Raw genomic sequence first — 18,488 nt, 5'->3', positions numbered from 1 at the left:
TCTCGCTAATGTATTCCTGTGTGCTTGCCTTGGCGCGCTGCGTGCCGGCGCTTGCGTCCGCATTCCGCGTTTGCGTTCCGTTACTCCGCGCGGGCTGTGTCTGCCCCGCGCTTTTCACTCGCTGCTTCGCCCCGCGCGCGCTCTACTCTTTTGCCTTCGGTGCGCGTCGCTTACGCGGCCGCGGCCGTGCTGCCCGCTTTACGCTTGTCCATCAACGCGGTGAAGCGGTCGAACAGGTAAGCAATGTCGTGCGGGCCGGGCGACGCTTCCGGGTGACCCTGGAAGCAGAACGCGGGCTTGTCGGTGAGCGCGAAACCTTGCAGCGTGCCGTCGAAGAGCGACACGTGCGTGACCTTCGCGTTGGCCGGCAGCGTGGCCGCATCGACCGCGAAACCGTGATTCTGCGACGTGATGATCACGCGGCCGTCGTCCAGATCCTTCACCGGATGATTCGCGCCGTGATGGCCGGTTTTCATCTTGATCGTCTTTGCGCCGAGGGCAAGACCCATGATCTGGTGACCGAGGCAGATGCCGAACGTGGGAATGCCGCGCTCGATGAACGCCTTCGTGGCCGCGATCGCGTAGTCGCACGGTTCCGGGTCGCCCGGGCCGTTCGACAGGAAGATGCCGTCCGGATTGAGCGCCAGCGCCTGCTCCGCGCTCGCCTGCGCCGGCAGCACGGTGACGTGGCAGCCGCGCTCGGCGAGCATGCGCAGGATGTTGTACTTCACGCCGTAATCGAACGCGACGACGCGGTACTTCGGCGCATCCTGCGTGCCGTAGCCGGTGCCGAGACGCCATTCGCGCTGCGTCCACTCGAACGGCGCCTTCGTCGACACGACCTTCGCGAGGTCCATGCCGGCCAGGCCCGGAAACGCGCGCGCGAGTTCGATAGCCTTCGCTTCGTCGTCGGAACCGGCGACGATCGCGCCGTTCTGCGCGCCCTTGTCACGCAGCACGCGCGTCAGCTTGCGGGTGTCGATACCGGCGATGGCGACCACGCCTTCGTCCTGCAGATAGTGCGGGAGCGTGCGTTCCATGCGGAAATTCGACGCGAGAACCGGCAAATCGCGGATGATCAGCCCGGCGGCATGGACTTTCGTGGCTTCGACGTCTTCGGCGTTGACGCCGACGTTGCCGATGTGCGGATACGTCAGGGTGACGATCTGGCGGGCGTAGCTCGGGTCAGTCAGGATTTCCTGATAGCCCGTGATAGCCGTATTGAAGACAACTTCACCAGTCGTATGACCGGGGGCGCCGATCGAGTAACCACGAAAGACCGTGCCGTCGGCGAGTGCGAGCAAAGCAGGAGAAAAAGACGGCAACACGGGAGACTCCTTGGGGAACACCCTGTTGCCGACCTGTCTATCCGACCGTGCGGGCCGCGGCGAGGCGCATCGACAGGATGCGCGCGCAGGCCCGCTCGCGTATCGCGGCTGACGTCACGCCGCTTCGGGCACGCTCGGCCCATTGTGTGGGCGGATCGGCTGGAGGCGGGACGCTCGCGGCGCGCGGCGGATGAACGGTATGGGAGAGGTAGGCGCTAGGGTGCGGGTTGATAAGCTCAAACCTTGCAATTATAGCGCGAAAGTACCCCTTCCTTCAAATCCAGGATAGCCCGGAACCCTGACCAGCGCGCCACGGGTCACGCCGCGAGCCTTATGAGACAAGGCTTTGCGGCGTTTCGCCGGGCGTCGCACGGGGCAGATCGGGACGGCCCGGGCTACGACTGGTGTTCAGCGTGCAGATGGGCGGGTTTCGCCAGCACGCGCCCGGGCAGCACGTACCAGATCGCACTCGCGATCTCCAGCGCGACGAGGATGCCCCATGCGGTGAGATGCGCGGCCGGCGGATAGCGACCGTCCGTTGCCGGCCAGTGCGACAGCACCGCGCCCACACCGATCTGGAAGCCGAAAATCAGCAGAAAGAGGATCAGCGTGAGCGTGGTGTTGCAACGGCCTGCCATGTGCGGCGGAAAATGCCGCGCGAGCACGGCGTAACTGAGGATGCCCGTCCCGCCGAACACGCCGTATGCGCTCCACAGGAGGCCGGCCGGCAACGGCACGCGCATCATGATCAGGATCTGCGTGACGACGAAGAGCGCCATGCCCGCGCCGCAAAACGCGTAAAGCGATACGCCGCGCTTTTCCAGCGAACGCGCCGCCGCGCCGAAGCCCACGCTACCCGCCATCATCGCGACGCCGAGCAGCGACACCAGCGCGGCCGCCGGCCCCGGCTGCAGACCGGCGACATCGCGCAGCCACGCGCCCACCCATAGCGACTGCATCGCGTAAAAGACGCCCTGCGTCATTACCGAGAACGATGCGATTTTCCAGAACGCCGCGCTCTTCAGGATGTGCCACGTCCCCTTGAACTGACTGACAAGACCGGCCTGATGGTGGGTATCGCGCGCGTCGGGTGCCATCGTCCACAGCGCGGCCGCGACGGCGATCGTCAGCAGTCCGAGCGCGACGCACACGACGCGCCAGCCCACGAAGCCCAGCACCCACGTGAGCGGCGAACCGACGGCGACGCCGCCCAGCCCGCCGACCGCCATCACCAGCCCGTTGAAGAGCGGCAAACGCGTCACCACGAAATGCTGCGCGAGCGCCTTGAATGCCGCGCCGAGGCACGCCGAGACCCCGACGCCGATCAAAAGCCGTCCGAGCATCATCATGCCCACGCTGTGCGCCACGCCGAACACCCAGACGCCCGCCGCCGCGAACAGCAGCAGCCCGGCTGTCACGCGGCGCGGACCGAAATGATCGAGAAGCACGCCGGCGGGAATCTGTGCGCCCGCGAAGCCGAGGAAATAGAGGCTCGTCAGCAATCCGAGATCGGTGGCCGAGAGCCCGAGTTCGTGCGTGATCAGCGGCGCAAAGCCGAGATTGACCCCGCGGAACACGTAGGAAATGAAGTAGCCGAGCGAGAACAACAGGAACACGCGAAACTGGGTCGAAGACATGGCGTGCAGGACAGGGATCAGACCGCGAAAGCAGGGAACCAGAACAATACGGTAAACCGGCAACGTGCGCTGAAAGGTCTGCGGAAATGAAAACGCCGTCGCGACAGGCGACGGCGTTTTAAAAGCGAGAGGTGATCGGAGCGCAATTCATGCGCTGCCCCCGCAACGCATGTGGTCACCTCTGCGGGTGCCGCTATTATTTACTTGACCTTCCGCGCGTTGGCTGTGGTCTTCGGGCGGCTACCCGCAGCCTTCGACGCCTTGCTGGGTGTACCCGATGAAACCGCTACCTTCGACGTTTTGTGCTTGCTGGCTCCTGTCGATGCGCTGGCCTTGCTCACCGGTACCGCAGCCTTGACGACCTTGCCCTGGCTACGACCCTTCTTCTTATCGTAGCGCGAATCGGGCTTCGTGTCTGTGACCCGGGTGCCGATCTTCTCGACACCACCGCCCTCGCCCGACGATGCACTGGCGCGCAGCACAGGACCCGGCTCAGCCGGCAACGCCTTGCCGACCGGCACGTGCAGCACGATCACCTGACCCGGCGAAACCTGATTGCGATGCGTACGGTTCCAGGCCCTCAGTTGTCCGACAGAAACGCCGTAACGATCGGCAAGCGATGCCATCGACTGCGTGCGGCGCACGCGGATCAGCATCTTGCGCGTATCGGGGACGTCCGGCTCCATCGCGAGTACCGCACTTTCCGCGACGTCGGCGCTGATGTCTTCGTCGTCATCGTCGCCGCGCGGCACGACGATCGTCGAGCCCGGCTTCAGTCGCATGCCCGCCGGGATCTTGTTGACGGCCATCAGCGTGTCCGCGTCGACGCCGATCTTTTGCGCAATCGCCGCCGGACGCGCGCGTTCGGTAACCGTGTAGGTGGTCCACGACGACAGCGAGCCGCTATACGACTTCAGGTTCGCCTCGAAGGCGCTGGCGTTGTCGAACGGCAGCAGGATCTGCGGCTGCGTGGCGCCGAGAATCACCGGCTTCTTGAACGACGGATTCAGCGAGCGGAATTCGTCGGTCGACATGTTCGCGAGTTTCGCCGCCGTGTCGACGTCGATATCGTGCGCCGTCGTGACGGTCACGAAGTACGGGTGGTTCGGAATGCTCGGCAGCGTCAGGCCGTACATCTGCGGATTCGCGACGATGTTCTTCACCGCCTGCAGCTTCGGCACGTAGTTACGCGTCTCGTTCGGCATGCGCAGGCTCAGATAGTCGGTCGGCAGACCGGCCGCCTCGTTGCGCGCGATCGCGCGCTGCACGTTGCCCTCGCCCCAGTTGTACGCGGCGAGCGCGAGATACCAGTCGCCGAACATGTCATGCAGACGCGACAGATAGTCGAGCGCGGCGCTCGTCGACGCGAGCACGTCGCGACGCTCGTCCTGCCACATGTTCTGCTTCAGGTTATAGGTGCGACCCGTGCCCGGCATGAACTGCCACATGCCCGCGGCCTTCGCGACCGACAGCGCCTGCGGGCTGTACGCGGATTCGATGAACGGCAGCAGCGCGAGCTCGGTCGGCATGTGACGCGCCTCGAGCTCCTCGACGATGTGGTACAGGTATTTTTGCGACCGGACCGTCATGCGCTCGACGTAGTCGGGACGCTGCGCGTACCAGTTGACCTGCATGTCGACGAGGTCGGTCTGCAGGTCGGGGATCTGGTAACCACGGCGAATACGGCTCCACAGATCGGCGTCGGGAGTCGTCAGCTGGTTGACAGATCCTTGATCGACGTTGATGGTTTCCCTGGCGGAGGCGGTCTTGCGGAGGGCGTCGGCTACTGCCTGTTGCGTGGCGGGGTTCGTTGCTGCGGTGGTCGGGCTATTCGCTGGCGGCCCCGAGCTCGCGCACGCGGCGAGCGTCAGGACCAACAGCGCACTTAGGATAAATCGCATGTAGATCTCGGCTTCCATAGGGCTGGAATTTGCAGCCGATAGTACGAAACGATAAGGTTTTCGTCAATCACAAATAAAAGAAAACCTTGGCAAATCCTAGACTTGGCGAATTTTTTCTATTTTTGGCTTGAGCAAAACCATTCTCGGGAACAGGTTAGCGAAAGCGGTTTTTCCATTCGCGCATCAATGTGAACGCGGCAAGCCGGTCGGGCACCGATTCATGCAACTGTTCGGCGAGGGTCGTCTGGATGGCCTGATCGGCGGCCCGCAGGAACGGGTTCACCGCCCTTTCGTGGGCAATCGTGGTAGGCAGCGTGGGCACCTTGCGGGCGCGCAGCGCCGTCGCCTCGTCGCGCCAGTCCTGCAGCGCACGGTTGTCCGGGTCGCAGGCGAGCGCGAAGCGGATGTTGGAGAGCGTATATTCGTGCGCGCAGTGGACTTCGGTCGAACCGGGCAGCGCGGCCAGCGAATCGAGCGAGTCGAGCATCTGCGCCGGCGTGCCTTCGAAGAGCCGGCCGCAGCCGCACGCAAACAGCGTGTCGCCGCAGAAGACGTGCGGCGTGCCGCGCGGGTCGGCCGCCTGGAAGTACGCGATGTGGCCGCTCGTGTGGCCGGGGACGTCGAGTACGGTGAATTCGAGCGCGGGTTCGGCGAGCGTCACGCGATCGCCGTGTTTCAGGCGATATGTGAGATGCTCGATCGCTTCGCCGGCCGGGCCGTAGACGGGCACCGCCTGGCCGTTCAGCAGATCGGCCACTCCGCCGACGTGGTCGCGGTGATGGTGCGTGAGTAAAATAGCGCTCAGTTGCCAGCCCCGTTTTGCCAGATACGCGCGAACGGGTTCGGCCTCGCCCGGATCGACGGCCACTGCGTGGCGGCCGTCCGACACGAGCCAGATGTAATTGTCTTCAAACGCCGGGACCGGGACGTATTCAAGTTCAAGCGAATTCATGGGCGACGCATTCTCTGACATGTCTGACCGAACGATTATAGACTGGGCCGCCTGGACCGATTCGCCGCCCGGTCGTTACGTGCTCGAGTGGGAACAGGCGCAGCTCGACCATGTGGTGTCGGACGTGTTCGGCTATCACGCGCTTCAGCTCGGCCTGCCGCAACTCGACGCACTGCGCGAGAACCGCATGCCCTGTCGCGGCCTCGTGCTGGACGCCGCCAGCGGCGGCAGCGCGCCCTACTCGTTTCCGCGCGGCCCGATGCCGGGCCCCGTCCACAGTCTCGCCGAGCGCCACGCGCCGGCGGGCCGCAGCACCGTCTGGTGCGACCTGCTCGACCTGCCGTTCGAGGCGCAGAGCGTCGATCTGATCGTGATGCCGCATACGCTCGAATTCACGAGCGACCCGCACCGTCTGCTGCGCGAAGCCGAGCGCGTGCTGATGCCGGAAGGCCAGTTGATCATTCTGGGCTTCAATTCGCTGTCGCTGTGGGGCGCGCGGCAATCGCTCGGCAAGGTCACGGGCCGGCCGTTCGTGCCCGCCCAGCATGACCTGATCGCGTTCACGCGCCTGAAGGACTGGATCAAGCTGTTAGGCTTCGACCTTGAACGCGGACGCTTCGGCTGTTATCGTCCGCCGCTCGCGAGCGATCAATGGCTCGCGCGCTATGCCTTCATGGAAGCCGCCGGCGACCGCTGGTGGCCCATCTTCGGCGCGTCCTATATGGTGACCGCGATCAAGCGCGTGCGCGGCATGCGGCTCGTCGGCCCGTTGAAGGTGAAAAAGCCTGTTCTTGCCGCCGGGCTCGCGCCCGCCGCCACTCCGAATACCCGAAACCACCGCAAATGACTAAAGACATCATCGAAATTTTCACCGACGGCGCCTGCAAGGGTAATCCTGGCCCTGGCGGCTGGGGCGCGCTCATGCGTTTCGGCGCGCAGGAAAAAGAGCTGTTTGGCGGCGAAGCGCTCACCACCAACAACCGTATGGAACTGATGGGCGTGATCGCGGCGCTCGAAGCGCTGAAGCGTCCATGCAAGGCCGTCGTGCATACCGACTCGCAATATGTGCAGAAAGGCATCAGCGAATGGATTCACGGCTGGAAAAAGAAAGGCTGGGTGACGGCGGCGAAAACGCCGGTGAAAAACGCCGACCTCTGGAAGCGGCTCGACGCGCTCGTCCAGCAGCATGAGATCGAATGGCGCTGGGTGAAAGGCCACGCCGGACACCCGGAAAACGAGCGCGCCGATGCGCTTGCGAATCGCGGCGTCGCGTCGCTCGCTGGCGCCTGAATTCCGGTCTCTCCTTTTTATCGCTAATTTCAACGCGGGCTGATCCAACATGCGTCAAATTGTTCTCGACACCGAAACCACAGGCCTCAATGCGCGCACGGGCGATCGCATCATCGAAATCGGCTGTGTCGAGCTGGTCAACCGTCGGCTGACGGGCAACAACCTGCACTTCTACGTCAACCCGGAACGCGACAGCGATCCGGGCGCGCTCGCCGTTCACGGGCTGACGACCGAGTTCCTGAGCGACAAACCGAAGTTCGCCGAAATCGCCGATGCGTTGCGCGATTTCGTGCAGGACGCGGAACTGATCATTCACAACGCGCCGTTCGACATCGGCTTTCTCGATGCGGAGTTTGCCTTGCTCGGACTGCCGCCGTTCAGCCAGCACTGTGGCGAGGTGATCGACACGCTGGTGCGCGCGAAGTCGATTTTCCCTGGCAAGCGCAATTCGCTCGACGCGCTGTGCGACCGCTTTGGCATCAGCAACGCGCACCGCACGCTTCACGGCGCATTGCTCGACTCGGAACTGCTCGCGGAAGTTTTCCTCGCCATGACGCGCGGCCAGGAAAGCCTCGTGATCGACATGATGGACGAAGCGTCCGGCGGCGGCGATATGCACACGCCGCGCGTGAAGCTCGACGCGCTGGAACTGGTCGTGCTGACGGCGGGCAGCGACGAACTCGCCGAGCATCAGGCGGTGCTGGATGGTCTCGACAAGGCGGTCAAGGGCACGAGCGTCTGGCGTCTGGCGGCTGTACCGGAGGCCAGTGAAGGCGCCGATACGCAGTCTGCTTAAAAAATACTTTACGACTCCTCGGCCGTCTGACATAATCCGGCTCTCTTCGGGTGGTTAGCTCAGCGGTAGAGCACTGCCTTCACACGGCAGGGGTCACTGGTTCGATCCCAGTACTACCCACCAGGATTTCTGGTGCTGGTAACGCCACGACACCGAAGAATAAAGGCCCTCCGGCGAAAGCCGAGGGCCTTTTTCTTTTCTGGCGACCAGGCCTGACTGGCGCACCACGCCATGTGGCGCAAAAGTGGCGTAATCGACAATAGCCCCAGACACAAAACAACCTATAGCGTCTGGAGCCGCCATCTGCCGGTCCGGTGGACATGAAGATCGAAACGCAAGCCCCTAGGCGGCGGCTCGTGCATAGCGCGCAAGAAACATGTCAGCGGCCGATTCTGCGACCTTCCTTTGCTCCTGTTCGCCGAGCGGCGCCTGGCCCATCGCCACCTGCGGCCAGAATGCAAAAGCCTTTACCAGTCCCTGCAACTGCAGCGCCGCGAAGAGCGGATCGTCGGTTTTGAGCCGGCCGTCGGCGGCCGCCGCCCGGACCCACACGGTCAGGTCTTCCTCGCGTTCGCCGAGACGGGCGACCATGTCCCGCGCGCGCTCCGGCGAATGGATGCCGGCCGCGATCGCCACACGCGCAAGTGACAGAAAGGACTCGTCGTTCAGCAACCGGAGCTTGCGACCCAGAAGGTCGAGCAACTGTGCGCGCAACGGTTTGTCGGCGCGGTAGGTGGGCGCATCGCCCCGCTGGCTCGCGTCCCACAGTTGATGGAGAATCGCCGCGAAAAGCACTTCCTTGCCGGGGAAATGGTTATAGACCGTACGTTTCGAAACGTGCGCGCGGGCGGCGATACGGTCCATGCTGGTCGCGTCGTAGCCCGCCGCGAGGAATTCCTCGATCGCGGCGTCGACGATGGCGACACGCTTGCGGTCAGTCAGACGTTGATGGGTAGCACATGGATCCATGGCTGAATTTTACACCGGGCAGTTTACTTTTCTCAAAAATAAACTACACTGCCAAGTGTACATTTCCCTCTGGATGGCCCACCTCATGACGTCGCTTCCCGCATTTGTCAGCCGCGCGCTCGGCTTTAGCGCCGCGCAACGCGGCCGCGCGTTGTCCAGCACGTCGCCGCAGCATGACGGCGAACGCTTTCACAACGTCAAGCCGCGTCCCGCCGAAAGCCTGCGCAAGACGCTTGGCATCGTGTGGAACATATTGCTCAACAAGCCGCGCGGCACGGCGCCGACAGACGCGTTGCCCGTCGATGCGCTGACGCGTGCGCAGCTCGATGCGGCGCCCGATCGCAGCCTCTACCGGCTGGGTCATTCGACGATGCTGCTGAAGCTGCGCGGCCAGTTCTGGCTGACCGATCCGGTGTTCGCCGAGCGTGCCTCACCGTTTCGCCATTTCGGGCCGAAGCGCTTCCATGCGCCGCCGGTCGCGCTGGCCGATTTGCCACCGCTGCGAGGCGTGATCCTGTCGCACGATCACTATGACCATCTGGACCGCGAAACCGTGCTCACGCTTGCGCGGAGCACGGGTGTGTTTCTGACGCCGCTCGGCGTCGGCGACCGGCTGATCGAATGGGGCATCGATGCTTCGAAGGTGCGGCAGTTCGACTGGTGGCAAGGCACCGAGGTAGACGGCGTGCAGTTCACCGCTACGCCCGCGCAGCATTTTTCCGGCCGTAGCCTGTTCGACGGCAACAGTACGTTATGGGCGTCGTGGGTGATCGTCGACGATGATCTGCGCGTGTTTTTCAGCGGCGACACCGGCTACTTCGATGGTTTCAGGACGATCGGCGAGCGTCTTGGGCCGTTCGACGTCACGCTGGTCGAGACAGGTGCGTACGACGCGCAGTGGCCGTACGTTCATATGCAGCCCGAAGAAACCGTGCAGGCGCACATCGATCTGCGCGGCCGCTGGCTCGTGCCGATTCACAATGGCACCTTCGACCTCGCGATGCACCGCTGGCAGGAACCGTTCGAAAGGGTGACGGGGCTGGCCCTCGCGCGAGGGGTCGCGCTGTCGACGCCCCGCATGGGCGAGCGGCTGGATCTGGGCGCGCCGCATCGCGGCGAACTCTGGTGGCGCCACACCGTCGAGACCATCGCCGCGCCGAAGGCCGCATGGCGTTTGTGCGCCTCGCGTCATGCCGGAGACGCCAGGTCTTCGTGATTCCTTGTGGGCGATGCGTGCCTGACGCAACGTCAGTCCAGGGTTGCTGGAGTGCGTTGCGGGCATCGCGATGCTTATCTGCCTGATAGGCATCGACGCGACCCGCCCCGTCGCTCACAACGCCCCGGTGTACTCCGGCTCGGGCAACCCGCGCACGCCAGCCCGGATCGCGAACACCGCGCCGTCATCGTCGGTGGCGCCTGCGCCCGGACGGATCGACGTCACGAACAGCGTATCGAGATCGCGCCCACCGAACGCACACATCGAAGGCTTCACGGCCGGCACTTCGATCTTCCGGTCGAGCACGCCTTGCGGCGTGAAACGCAGCAGCAAGCCGGCATCGTTGGCACACGTCCAGTAGCAGCCGTCCGCGTCCACCGCCGCGCCGTCCGGACGGCCCGCGTGATCGTGAAGATCCGCGAAGACGCGCCGGTTTCGCGGCGTACCGCTTTCGACGTCGAAATCGAACGCCCAGATAACACGCTTCAACGGATGCGAATCCGACAGGTACATCGTCGCGCCGTCCGGCGACCACGCAAGACCGTTCTGCGTGATCAGCCCGTCGATCACCGGCGCCGACAGAACGCCCTGCGCGTCGAAGCGGAACAACGCGCCGAGCGGGCTCGCGAGCGACATGTCCTGAACCATCGTCCCGGCCCAGAAGCGCCCCTGACGATCGCAGCGTCCATCGTTAAAGCGCATGTCCTGAGCGGGAAACACCGGCGCAGCCAGCTTCCTGATCTGCGACGGCGGCACAGTCGCGCTCGCGCCGGCCGAACCCGAACCGCCGGCCTCAGGCAACGTCACCGAGAACAACCCGGTTTCCATGCCCGCGAGCACGCGGCCCGCCTGATCGAATGCAATGCACGCGACCTTCTCCGGCAACACCCATTCCGAGCGCACGCCGGTGGCCACGTGAAACCGCACGATCTTCCGCGCGGGGATGTCGACCCAGTAAAACGCCTCTTCCGCCGCGCGCCATACGGGGCTTTCGCCCACCGACGCCGGCCCTGCCGCGTCGATTCTTTCGACCGATACGCCCATGGCCATTACTTGCGCTCCATCGGCTCGCCGAGTACGAAGGCACCGCCCTGATACAACTGCGCGCCGTCGTCGCGATTGTCGGTCGGCGCGGTCAGCGGGAAACGGGACTCGAACTGCGCCGAGCTGTCCTGCGGATTGAAACCGAGGAACGCCGCCTTCGTGTTGTCCCACCACTTCACCGGGTTGTTCGACGCGCCGTAGACGATCGCATGCCCGACCCGGTTCGTGAACAGCGAGCAGCGCACCAGCTCGATGAAATCGCGGTAGCTCAGATACGTGACGAGCATGCGCGGATTGCGCGGTTCCTCGAACGACGAACCAATCCGCACGCACACGGTTTCCAGCCCGAAACGGTCGTAGTAATAGCGCGACAGCGATTCGCCGAAGCATTTCGTCACGCCGTAGAGGCTGTCGGGGCGCGTCGGCGAATCGGCGTCGAGTACCGTCGTGGTCGGGTGGAACCCGATCGCATGGTTCGAGCTGGCGAAGACGATGCGCTTCACGCCATGCTTGTGCGCGGCCGCATACAGGTTGTAGAGCCCGCGGATATTGGCTTCGATCAGGTCGTCGAACGGGGCGTCGATCGAGATGCCACCCAGATGCACGATCGCATCGACACCTTCGACCAGCGCGTCGACGCCCGCGCGGTCAGCCAGATCCAGCACGACGACTTCCTCGTGCGACGCCGCCTCGCCCATCGGCGCAATGTCGGTCACGCGCACGATGTCGGCCCAGTCCGCAAGCGGCCCGCGCATCTGGACGCCGAGGTTGCCGGCAGCCCCTGTCAGGAGAATGCGATGGAATGGTTTGCGCGCGGCGCCCGATTGATTGCTCATGTTGTGGTGCCCTCTGATTGCGTATGATCGGTGGTCAGCCAGCAAAAAAAGCTGGCAAGAGAAAACGTTTTCCTACTATAGTTTTTCAGGCGTCATTGCGTCAAGAAATTTGCCTGGAATTCGGACTGGATTATATAAAAAACGTTTACCTAAAAATGAAAAGAACCACACCCACGATTCGCGATGTCGCCGCTGCAGCGGGTGTCTCGGTGGCGACTGTGTCGAAATACATGAACGGCGCGCAGCGCTTCTCCGCGCCCGTCGAAGCCCGCCTGAAAGAGGCGATCGAGCAGCTCGGCTACCGCTCCAACCCGCTCGCCCGCTCGATGATCACGGGCGAGACACGCACGATCGGCCTCGCGATCCTCGATATCAGCAACCCGTACTTCACCAATATCGTGAAGGGCGCGAACCGCATCGCGCTGCGCCACGACTACACGCTGCTGCTGGTGGATACCGAGGAAAACCAGGAGCGCGAGCAGCCGCTGATCGAGGCGCTCGCGCAACGGGTGGACGGCGTCATCATCAGTTCGCGAATGCAGGAAGACGCCATGGACTGGATGACGAAGCTGAACAAGCCCGTCGTCCTGCTTGGCCGGAACGCGCAATGTCCGATTCCGAGCGTGAGCCACGACAGCTATCTCGCCGGATACATGCTGGCGCGGCACCTGCTGAATCTGGGACACCGGCGCATCGCGTATCTCGGGTTCGCGAACTCCCGCTGGGACGCGGAGCGCATCCGAGGCGCGCGCACCTGTCTTTCGGAAGCCGGCATGAAGCTCGACGTGCATGACGCGCACGCGCCATCGACGCTCGCCGGCAAGGCCGCCTGCTCATCCGTCATGCTGGGGCCGGAGCGGCCCGAGGCGCTCATCTGCTACAACGACCTGATCGCGCTCGGCTTCATGAAAGAAGCGCTGGCGCTCGGCTTCAGGCTGCCGCAGGACCTCTCGGTGACGGGCTTCGATAACGTGCCGTACGGTGAATACGCCGTTCCCGCGCTGACGACCGTCGACATGCAGAGCGAAAAAATGGGCGAAACCGCGATGCTCAAACTGATCGACGTACTTTCCGGCAAGCGCGACCTCGGGCACGTCACGCTCGAACCGCGACTGATCGTGCGCGACTCGACGGCACGACGCGAAGAGACGCCCTGACCTCACGGCACGGCGCATCGGAGGGCGACACGCGGGGCGTGTCCCCGGCAGCTCAACCCGCGCCGGCGGCCAGCGCGATCCCGCGCGCCATGCCCGACGCGGCGACCACCATGACGACAAGCAGCACGGTCTGCAGCGTGCCGACGCGCGCGAAACGGCCCGCGCGGCTCAGGTCGGGCGTCTTGCCAGTCTTGAGCGCGACGCGCCAGCGGATGAGCGCCATCATCGGTGCGATTTCGAGCAGCAGGATCAGCAGGAGCGCGCCCATTTTCAGATGAAAGAGAGGCGCGTGGATGTAGTAGTCCCCGCCCTTCTCGAAGCCGCCGAACGCGCGCATGCCGCCTGTGATGACAAGCACCAGCGCCGAAAGCCCCCAACCGGCATCGGCGCGAAAAACAGCGGGCAGGTCAGCGGTTGTCGCGCAGCGACGCAGCAGGCGCGAGCGACCCAGAATGGACGCGAGCGCGAAACCGAACGCAAGCAGGTGAACGGCGGCAAGCAACCAGCGAAACAGCATGGCAACTCCTTGCGGGCGCACGGCCCGTCCGGGTCAATCGACGTGTTTCCCGTGAAATCAGACTTGCCGCAATATCGAATCGAGCGCACGGGCGGCCACGCGATCGCCTTCGGTCAGAAGCGGCGCGCGGAACACGGTCTGCCGGTTATGTCCGGCTGCGGCGGGCGAATCCCATAGCAGTTCGACCTTCGGGCGATGCCACCACGTTGCAAGACGCACGCGCGGCGCCGGAGCGGCCATCGCGGCACGCGTGACCCCGGCGACGGGCGGTTCGGTCGCGAGCGCGGCGACACCCGTCGGCGGCAGGCCGGCATCCGCGGCTGCGATGTCAGGCCAGCGCACCGACAGTTCGCGCGAATCGTACTGGCCCAGCTTGCGGCTCTCGGCCCAGACGATCGCGGTACGCGTCACGAGATCGAGCGCGACGGCATAGCGGCCGATGGCATAGCGCCGCGCGGCCGTATTCGTGCGCCACAGCGCACGCGGGCGGCAGATCCACATCACGGCGGCGTACAGCGCCGGTGCGGCCACGAGCCAGCCGTTGGTCGCGGCGATCGTGCTGACGGCACGCCGCCAGCCGGCCATCCACACAAACGCGCCGACGGACCAGACGGCGAACACGAACCCAAGCAGCGCGAAGAGCCGCAACGCCTGACGCAACCACTGTGGCAGCGGGTGAAACGGGCGCTCGGCGCGGGCCTGCGCGCCCGGCAGGAAAATGATCAGGAACAGAAACACGAGGTTGATGCAGACCCACGGCGAGGACGCCATCGCGCGCAGCGTGGCGAGCCCGAAACCCATGCTGGACATCGAAAACAGCCAGCGGGCCAGAATCACGAGACCGATGGCCCGCAGCGCGAAAACCGTCCCGGCGCCTGGCGCCGCGTTCGCACGCGTTTCTTTCGTTCTCGCCAAGGCATCCTCCTGTCATCGGCAGCGCCGCGGCGGAATTTTGCGGCACGGCCATTATAGGGATATTGCTGCGCCGCCTCACGCTCCGCAACACCGAAACCACGCCCGTTCGCACCGGACGCGGCGCACATGCAACAACGCCCCGCATGCAAGTTGCATGCGGGGCGTTGTATGGCTGCAGCGAGCCTGACCGTAGCGTGCCGGCGGGCGCGATTCCGGACGGAGTCGCTCCGCGTTCAGCCGTTTCAGCCTGCGTTGACTTCGCGCAGCACGGTGCGGCGCTTGCGGCGCAGCAATTCTTCGTACGAGGTGAGGTAATTCTGGGCCATCACCTTAGACGAGAAGCGCGCTTCAAACGCCTTGCGGACGTTTTCACGCGGCAGCGTGTGCAGACGCTTCACAGCGGCGACGGCGCTGATTTCGTCTTCGACGACGAAACCCGACACGCCGTTTTCGATCACTTCCGGCACCGAACCGCGCTTGAACGCGATGACCGGCGTACCGCATGCCATCGCCTCGATCATCACGAGACCAAACGGCTCCGGCCAGTCGATCGGGAACAGCAGCGCGTGCGCGTTGCCGAGGAATTCGGTCTTTTCGGCTTCGCTGATTTCGCCGATGTATTCGACGTGCGGCAGCGACATCAGCGGCTTGATGACTTCTTCGTAGTACGCGCGGTCGGCCTTGTCGAGCTTCGCGGCCACCTTGATCGGCATGCCGGCCTGTTCGGCGATGCGGATAGCCGTGTCGAGGCGCTTTTCCGGCGAAATACGGCCGAGGAACGCGAGGTAGCCCGGCTTCACGTTCGGGATCGGCTTCAGCAGGTTTTCCGGCAGGCCGTGATAGACCGTCGACAGCCAGTTGGCCTGTTGCAGCGGCGAGCGCTGGTTGTCCGAGATCGAGACAACCGGCACGTCGTTGAACGTGTTGAAGACCGGCTGCAGTTCCGGCAGGTCGAGACGGCCGTGCAGCGTGGTCAGATGCGGCGTCGGCTGGCGCGAGAACAGCGAGAACGGGTAGTAGTCGATGTGGAAATGCAGCACGTCGAATTCATCGGCGCGACGGCGCACTTCTTCGAGCAGCAGCATGTGCGGCGCCATCGTGTCGCGGATGGTCGGGTCGAGGCGCAGTGCCTGCGGCCAGAAGGCTTCGAGTTTCGCCGAAGTCTGCGAATCGCCGCTCGCGAAAAGCGTAACGTCATGTCCCAGCTCGACCAGTGCTTCGGTCAGGTACGAAACCACGCGTTCCGTGCCGCCATACAGCTTGGGAGGAACCGCCTCGTGTAACGGAGCGATTTGAGCGATTCGCATAATGGTGAACTCCTGGTAAAAATCAACACTACAAGTTTGTTAAAAGCGACTCGCCCGCCCACCCCGTGCGGCTCGCACCGGAGGCGCTGGCCTGTTTCATTCGGGAAATTCTGCGATTGAACGCTGGTTGGATTGCCCGGACTGGTCACACTCACCAGGGCGGTGCATCCGGCTTAAAACGCATGGGCCGCACACTCGTTGACAAACTGTCAGATTTTAGTGGGCCAAACCGAAGCGTGCATTATCAGTGCCGGGAGGCTCATGCAGCGCACTACCTTTCAAAGTCTTTATGTTGTTACAAAGGCGAAACACTTTGCAAACCCTTGTTTTACAAGACAGTTTTACATTGAAAGGCATGCGGTGACCACGCGGTGACCACGGCTTCGGACGCCCGGTCAACCCATCTGGTGACGCGTATTTTCCAGCGCCACCTGATCAGCGGGTGAACCGCTTGCAGTGCGACGCACTGTATGCAATCCGTAAGTATATCTCGAATTTTTTCCGCACCGGGATGAACCACTGCTATCAGGGCATGTCTCGCAACACATAGAGTTTGCGAACATTTATTGCGCGAAGTCGAGCGACCGTGCCGCTTCGTTGCCCGTCATTGCCCGCCGTTTTCCTTTTTTGCCGTCTCAGAAAGTTCTCTGCATGTTTACAATGCGAGAAGGTGCGCCTTTTGTCCCGATATGGCGACATGCATGAACGGCCTGCTGCGACACCGTCACCTCATCGACTACCGACACTCGAACACATTGGAACATCTCACCATCGCCCAGCGTAACGCCCACGACGCAAAGCTCGCGAGCTATGCGAACCGGCCGCTTGCGTTCCTTTTCCGCTTTATCCGCCGCCATCCGGTCTCACATACGATCGTCCTGTGCAGCGTGTTCGCGGCCGTGGGATGCGCGCTCGCGTCGCAATACGCGATCAAGCATCTCATCGACGTGCTTGGCGAAGGCCGTCATCACCCTGGCCCGCTGTGGGGCGCGTTCGCGATCCTGGTCGGCCTGATTGCGGCCGACAACATGCTGTGGCGCATCGGCGGCTGGGTCGCCGCGCATACGTTCGTCGCCGTCACGGGCGACCTGCGGCGTGATCTGTTCCAGTATCTGAGCGGCCATTCGCCCACCTACTACTCGGAAAAGCAGCCGGGCATGCTGGCGAGCCGGATCACGGCGACGTCGAACGCGGTTTATACCGCCGAAAACACCACCGCGTGGAACGTGCTGCCGCCGTGCATCGCCGTGCTCGGCGCCATTGTCATGATCATCGCCGTCAATCCGCTGATGGCGGCCGGCCTGATGTTCTGCTCGGCGATCCTGTCGGTCGTGCTCTACAAGCTCGCCGGCCGCGGCTCGGCGCGTCACCATCACTTCGCGTCGAAAGCGGCGTCGGTCGACGGCGAGCTCGTCGACGTGATCAGCAACATGGGCCTCGTGCGCGCCTTCGGCATGACGCTGCGCGAACAGAAGCGCTTCGGCGATACGGTGAAGGCCGAGATGGACGCGCGCCAGCAAAGCCTGCTTTACCTCGAGAAGCTGCGCCTGCTGCACGCAGTCATCACCGCGCTGCTGTCGGCGGGTCTGCTCGGCTGGGCGCTGTGGCTGTGGGACCAGGGCCGCGCGACGTCCGGCGACATCGTGCTCGTCAGCTCGCTCGGTTTCACGATCCTGCACGGCACGCGCGATCTTGCCGTCGCGCTCGTCGACGTCACGCAGCACGTGGCGCGGCTTGCCGAAGCCGTGAAGACGCTGCTCGAACCGCACGGCATGCCAGACCGCAAGGACGCCGTGGAACTCGTGCCGCAGGGCGGGCGGGTCGACTTCGAACGCGTGACGTTCGCGTATCCGCGCCGCCGGGCGATTCTCGATCACTTCGATCTGCATATCGAAGCCGGCCAGCGTGTCGGCCTGATCGGCAAGTCGGGCGCGGGCAAGTCGACCGTGCTCGCGCTGCTGCAGCGTTTCTACGACACCCAGGGCGGACAGATCAAGATCGACGGCCAGGACATCGGCGGCATTACGCAGGACAGCCTGCGTCACTCGATCGCGCTCGTGCCGCAGGATATTTCGCTGTTCCATCGCTCGGTGTATGAAAACATCGCGTACGGCCGCCCCGAAGCAACCCGCGACGAGGTGCTGGCCGCCGCGCGCGAGGCGCGCTGCACCGATTTCATCGAGGCGATGCCGGAAGGCTACGACACGATCGTCGGCGATCGCGGCGTGAAGCTGTCGGGCGGCCAGCGCCAGCGCATCGCCATCGCCCGGGCGATCCTGAAGAACGCGCCGATCCTGCTGCTCGACGAAGCGACGTCCGCGCTCGACAGCGCGTCGGAAGAAGCGATCCAGATTGCGCTCGACCGGCTGATGGTGGGCCGCACGGTGATCGCGATCGCGCACCGTCTGTCGACGCTGCACAACTTCGACCGCATCATCGTGATGAGCACGGGCAAGGTCATCGACGACGGCACGCCGGAAGAACTGCGCAACCGCCCGGGGCTCTATCGCGATCTGCTGTCGAAGCAGTACGACAAGGGAACGACGCTGCACATCGGTGGCAAGAAGGTCAACGAACAGCACGTGGCCTGAGAAACGCGAGGCCGCGGCGTCGCTGCGGGTGA

The 18,488-nt window shown here is 64.1% G+C and carries 16 protein-coding genes and 1 tRNA gene; 7 read left to right on the top strand and 10 right to left on the bottom strand.

Features of this window, described 5'->3' with window-relative positions:
• Positions 1-170: 170 nt before the first annotated feature.
• The 4 genes from carA to gloB form a co-directional block, all read right to left on the bottom strand.
• A complete protein-coding gene (gene carA, locus BLV45_RS04150) occupies positions 171-1,328 on the bottom strand; it encodes a glutamine-hydrolyzing carbamoyl-phosphate synthase small subunit (RefSeq protein ID WP_090529308.1) in 1,158 nt (385 codons plus the stop codon).
• Between the two features lie 395 nt (positions 1,329-1,723).
• A complete protein-coding gene (locus BLV45_RS04145) occupies positions 1,724-2,965 on the bottom strand; it encodes an MFS transporter (RefSeq protein WP_090529305.1) in 1,242 nt (413 codons plus the stop codon).
• A gap of 200 nt (positions 2,966-3,165) precedes the next feature.
• Positions 3,166-4,866, bottom strand: coding sequence for a transglycosylase SLT domain-containing protein (locus BLV45_RS04140; RefSeq protein ID WP_090531084.1), 1,701 nt, complete (start codon positions 4,864-4,866; stop codon positions 3,166-3,168).
• Between the two features lie 154 nt (positions 4,867-5,020).
• A complete protein-coding gene (gene gloB, locus BLV45_RS04135) occupies positions 5,021-5,818 on the bottom strand; it encodes a hydroxyacylglutathione hydrolase (RefSeq protein WP_090529302.1) in 798 nt (265 codons plus the stop codon).
• Between the two features lie 19 nt (positions 5,819-5,837).
• On the opposite strand from gloB, the gene BLV45_RS04130 reads away from it, so the two are divergent.
• From BLV45_RS04130 to BLV45_RS04115, 4 genes are all read left to right on the top strand, one after another.
• A complete protein-coding gene (locus tag BLV45_RS04130) occupies positions 5,838-6,665 on the top strand; it encodes a class I SAM-dependent methyltransferase (RefSeq protein WP_090531081.1) in 828 nt (275 codons plus the stop codon).
• Positions 6,662-7,108, top strand: a complete 447-nt coding sequence (rnhA, locus tag BLV45_RS04125; protein WP_090529299.1) for a ribonuclease HI — start codon at positions 6,662-6,664, stop codon at positions 7,106-7,108. Before BLV45_RS04130 ends, rnhA begins: the two co-directional genes overlap by 4 nt.
• Positions 7,109-7,157: 49 nt before the next feature.
• Positions 7,158-7,904, top strand: coding sequence for a DNA polymerase III subunit epsilon (dnaQ, locus tag BLV45_RS04120; RefSeq protein WP_090529296.1), 747 nt, complete (start codon positions 7,158-7,160; stop codon positions 7,902-7,904).
• 48 nt (positions 7,905-7,952) lie between these two features.
• Positions 7,953-8,027 (top strand) — tRNA-Val (locus tag BLV45_RS04115).
• A gap of 219 nt (positions 8,028-8,246) precedes the next feature.
• On the opposite strand, the gene BLV45_RS04110 is transcribed toward BLV45_RS04115, so the two are convergent.
• Positions 8,247-8,873: a TetR/AcrR family transcriptional regulator gene (locus BLV45_RS04110; RefSeq protein WP_090529293.1), complete on the bottom strand. Its 627-nt coding sequence runs from the start codon at positions 8,871-8,873 to the stop codon at positions 8,247-8,249.
• 85 nt (positions 8,874-8,958) lie between these two features.
• On the opposite strand from BLV45_RS04110, the gene BLV45_RS04105 reads away from it, so the two are divergent.
• Positions 8,959-10,089: an MBL fold metallo-hydrolase gene (locus BLV45_RS04105; RefSeq protein ID WP_090529290.1), complete on the top strand. Its 1,131-nt coding sequence runs from the start codon at positions 8,959-8,961 to the stop codon at positions 10,087-10,089.
• 114 nt (positions 10,090-10,203) lie between these two features.
• On the opposite strand, the gene BLV45_RS04100 is transcribed toward BLV45_RS04105, so the two are convergent.
• Together BLV45_RS04100 and BLV45_RS04095 are read right to left on the bottom strand one after the other, a co-directional pair.
• The gene (locus BLV45_RS04100) at positions 10,204-11,139 is read right to left on the bottom strand and encodes an SMP-30/gluconolactonase/LRE family protein (RefSeq protein ID WP_090529287.1); all 936 of its coding nucleotides are present in this window, start codon (positions 11,137-11,139) and stop codon (positions 10,204-10,206) included.
• Positions 11,139-11,969: an NAD-dependent epimerase/dehydratase family protein gene (locus BLV45_RS04095; protein WP_090529284.1), complete on the bottom strand. Its 831-nt coding sequence runs from the start codon at positions 11,967-11,969 to the stop codon at positions 11,139-11,141. Before BLV45_RS04095 ends, BLV45_RS04100 begins: the two co-directional genes overlap by 1 nt.
• Positions 11,970-12,124: 155 nt before the next feature.
• On the opposite strand from BLV45_RS04095, the gene BLV45_RS04090 reads away from it, so the two are divergent.
• Positions 12,125-13,126, top strand: a complete 1,002-nt coding sequence (locus BLV45_RS04090; RefSeq protein WP_090529281.1) for a LacI family DNA-binding transcriptional regulator — start codon at positions 12,125-12,127, stop codon at positions 13,124-13,126.
• Positions 13,127-13,178: 52 nt separating this feature from the next.
• Here the strand turns inward: BLV45_RS04090 and BLV45_RS04085 are convergent, their stop codons facing one another.
• The 3 genes from BLV45_RS04085 to BLV45_RS04075 form a co-directional block, all read right to left on the bottom strand.
• Positions 13,179-13,643 carry a DUF2214 family protein gene (locus BLV45_RS04085; protein ID WP_090529278.1) on the bottom strand — a complete coding sequence of 155 codons (465 nt, stop codon included), beginning with the start codon at positions 13,641-13,643 and terminating at the stop codon, positions 13,179-13,181.
• 57 nt (positions 13,644-13,700) lie between these two features.
• Entirely contained in the window at positions 13,701-14,558 is an 858-nt protein-coding gene (locus BLV45_RS04080; RefSeq protein ID WP_090529275.1) for a hypothetical protein, read from the bottom strand.
• A 242-nt stretch (positions 14,559-14,800) separates the two neighbouring features.
• On the bottom strand, positions 14,801-15,865 hold the full coding sequence (locus BLV45_RS04075) for a glycosyltransferase family 4 protein (RefSeq protein ID WP_090529271.1): 1,065 nt from the start codon (positions 15,863-15,865) through the stop codon (positions 14,801-14,803).
• A 701-nt stretch (positions 15,866-16,566) separates the two neighbouring features.
• Between BLV45_RS04075 and BLV45_RS04070 the strand changes: the two genes are divergently transcribed.
• Positions 16,567-18,456 carry an ABC transporter ATP-binding protein gene (locus BLV45_RS04070; protein ID WP_245753111.1) on the top strand — a complete coding sequence of 630 codons (1,890 nt, stop codon included), beginning with the start codon at positions 16,567-16,569 and terminating at the stop codon, positions 18,454-18,456.
• Positions 18,457-18,488 lie beyond the last annotated feature (32 nt).

The sequence above is a fragment of the Paraburkholderia sartisoli genome, from assembly GCF_900107685.1.
Lineage (GTDB): Bacteria > Pseudomonadota > Gammaproteobacteria > Burkholderiales > Burkholderiaceae > Paraburkholderia > Paraburkholderia sartisoli.
Note: the sequence above shows the minus strand (reverse complement) of the source record. Positions and strands in the feature narration are given on the sequence as shown.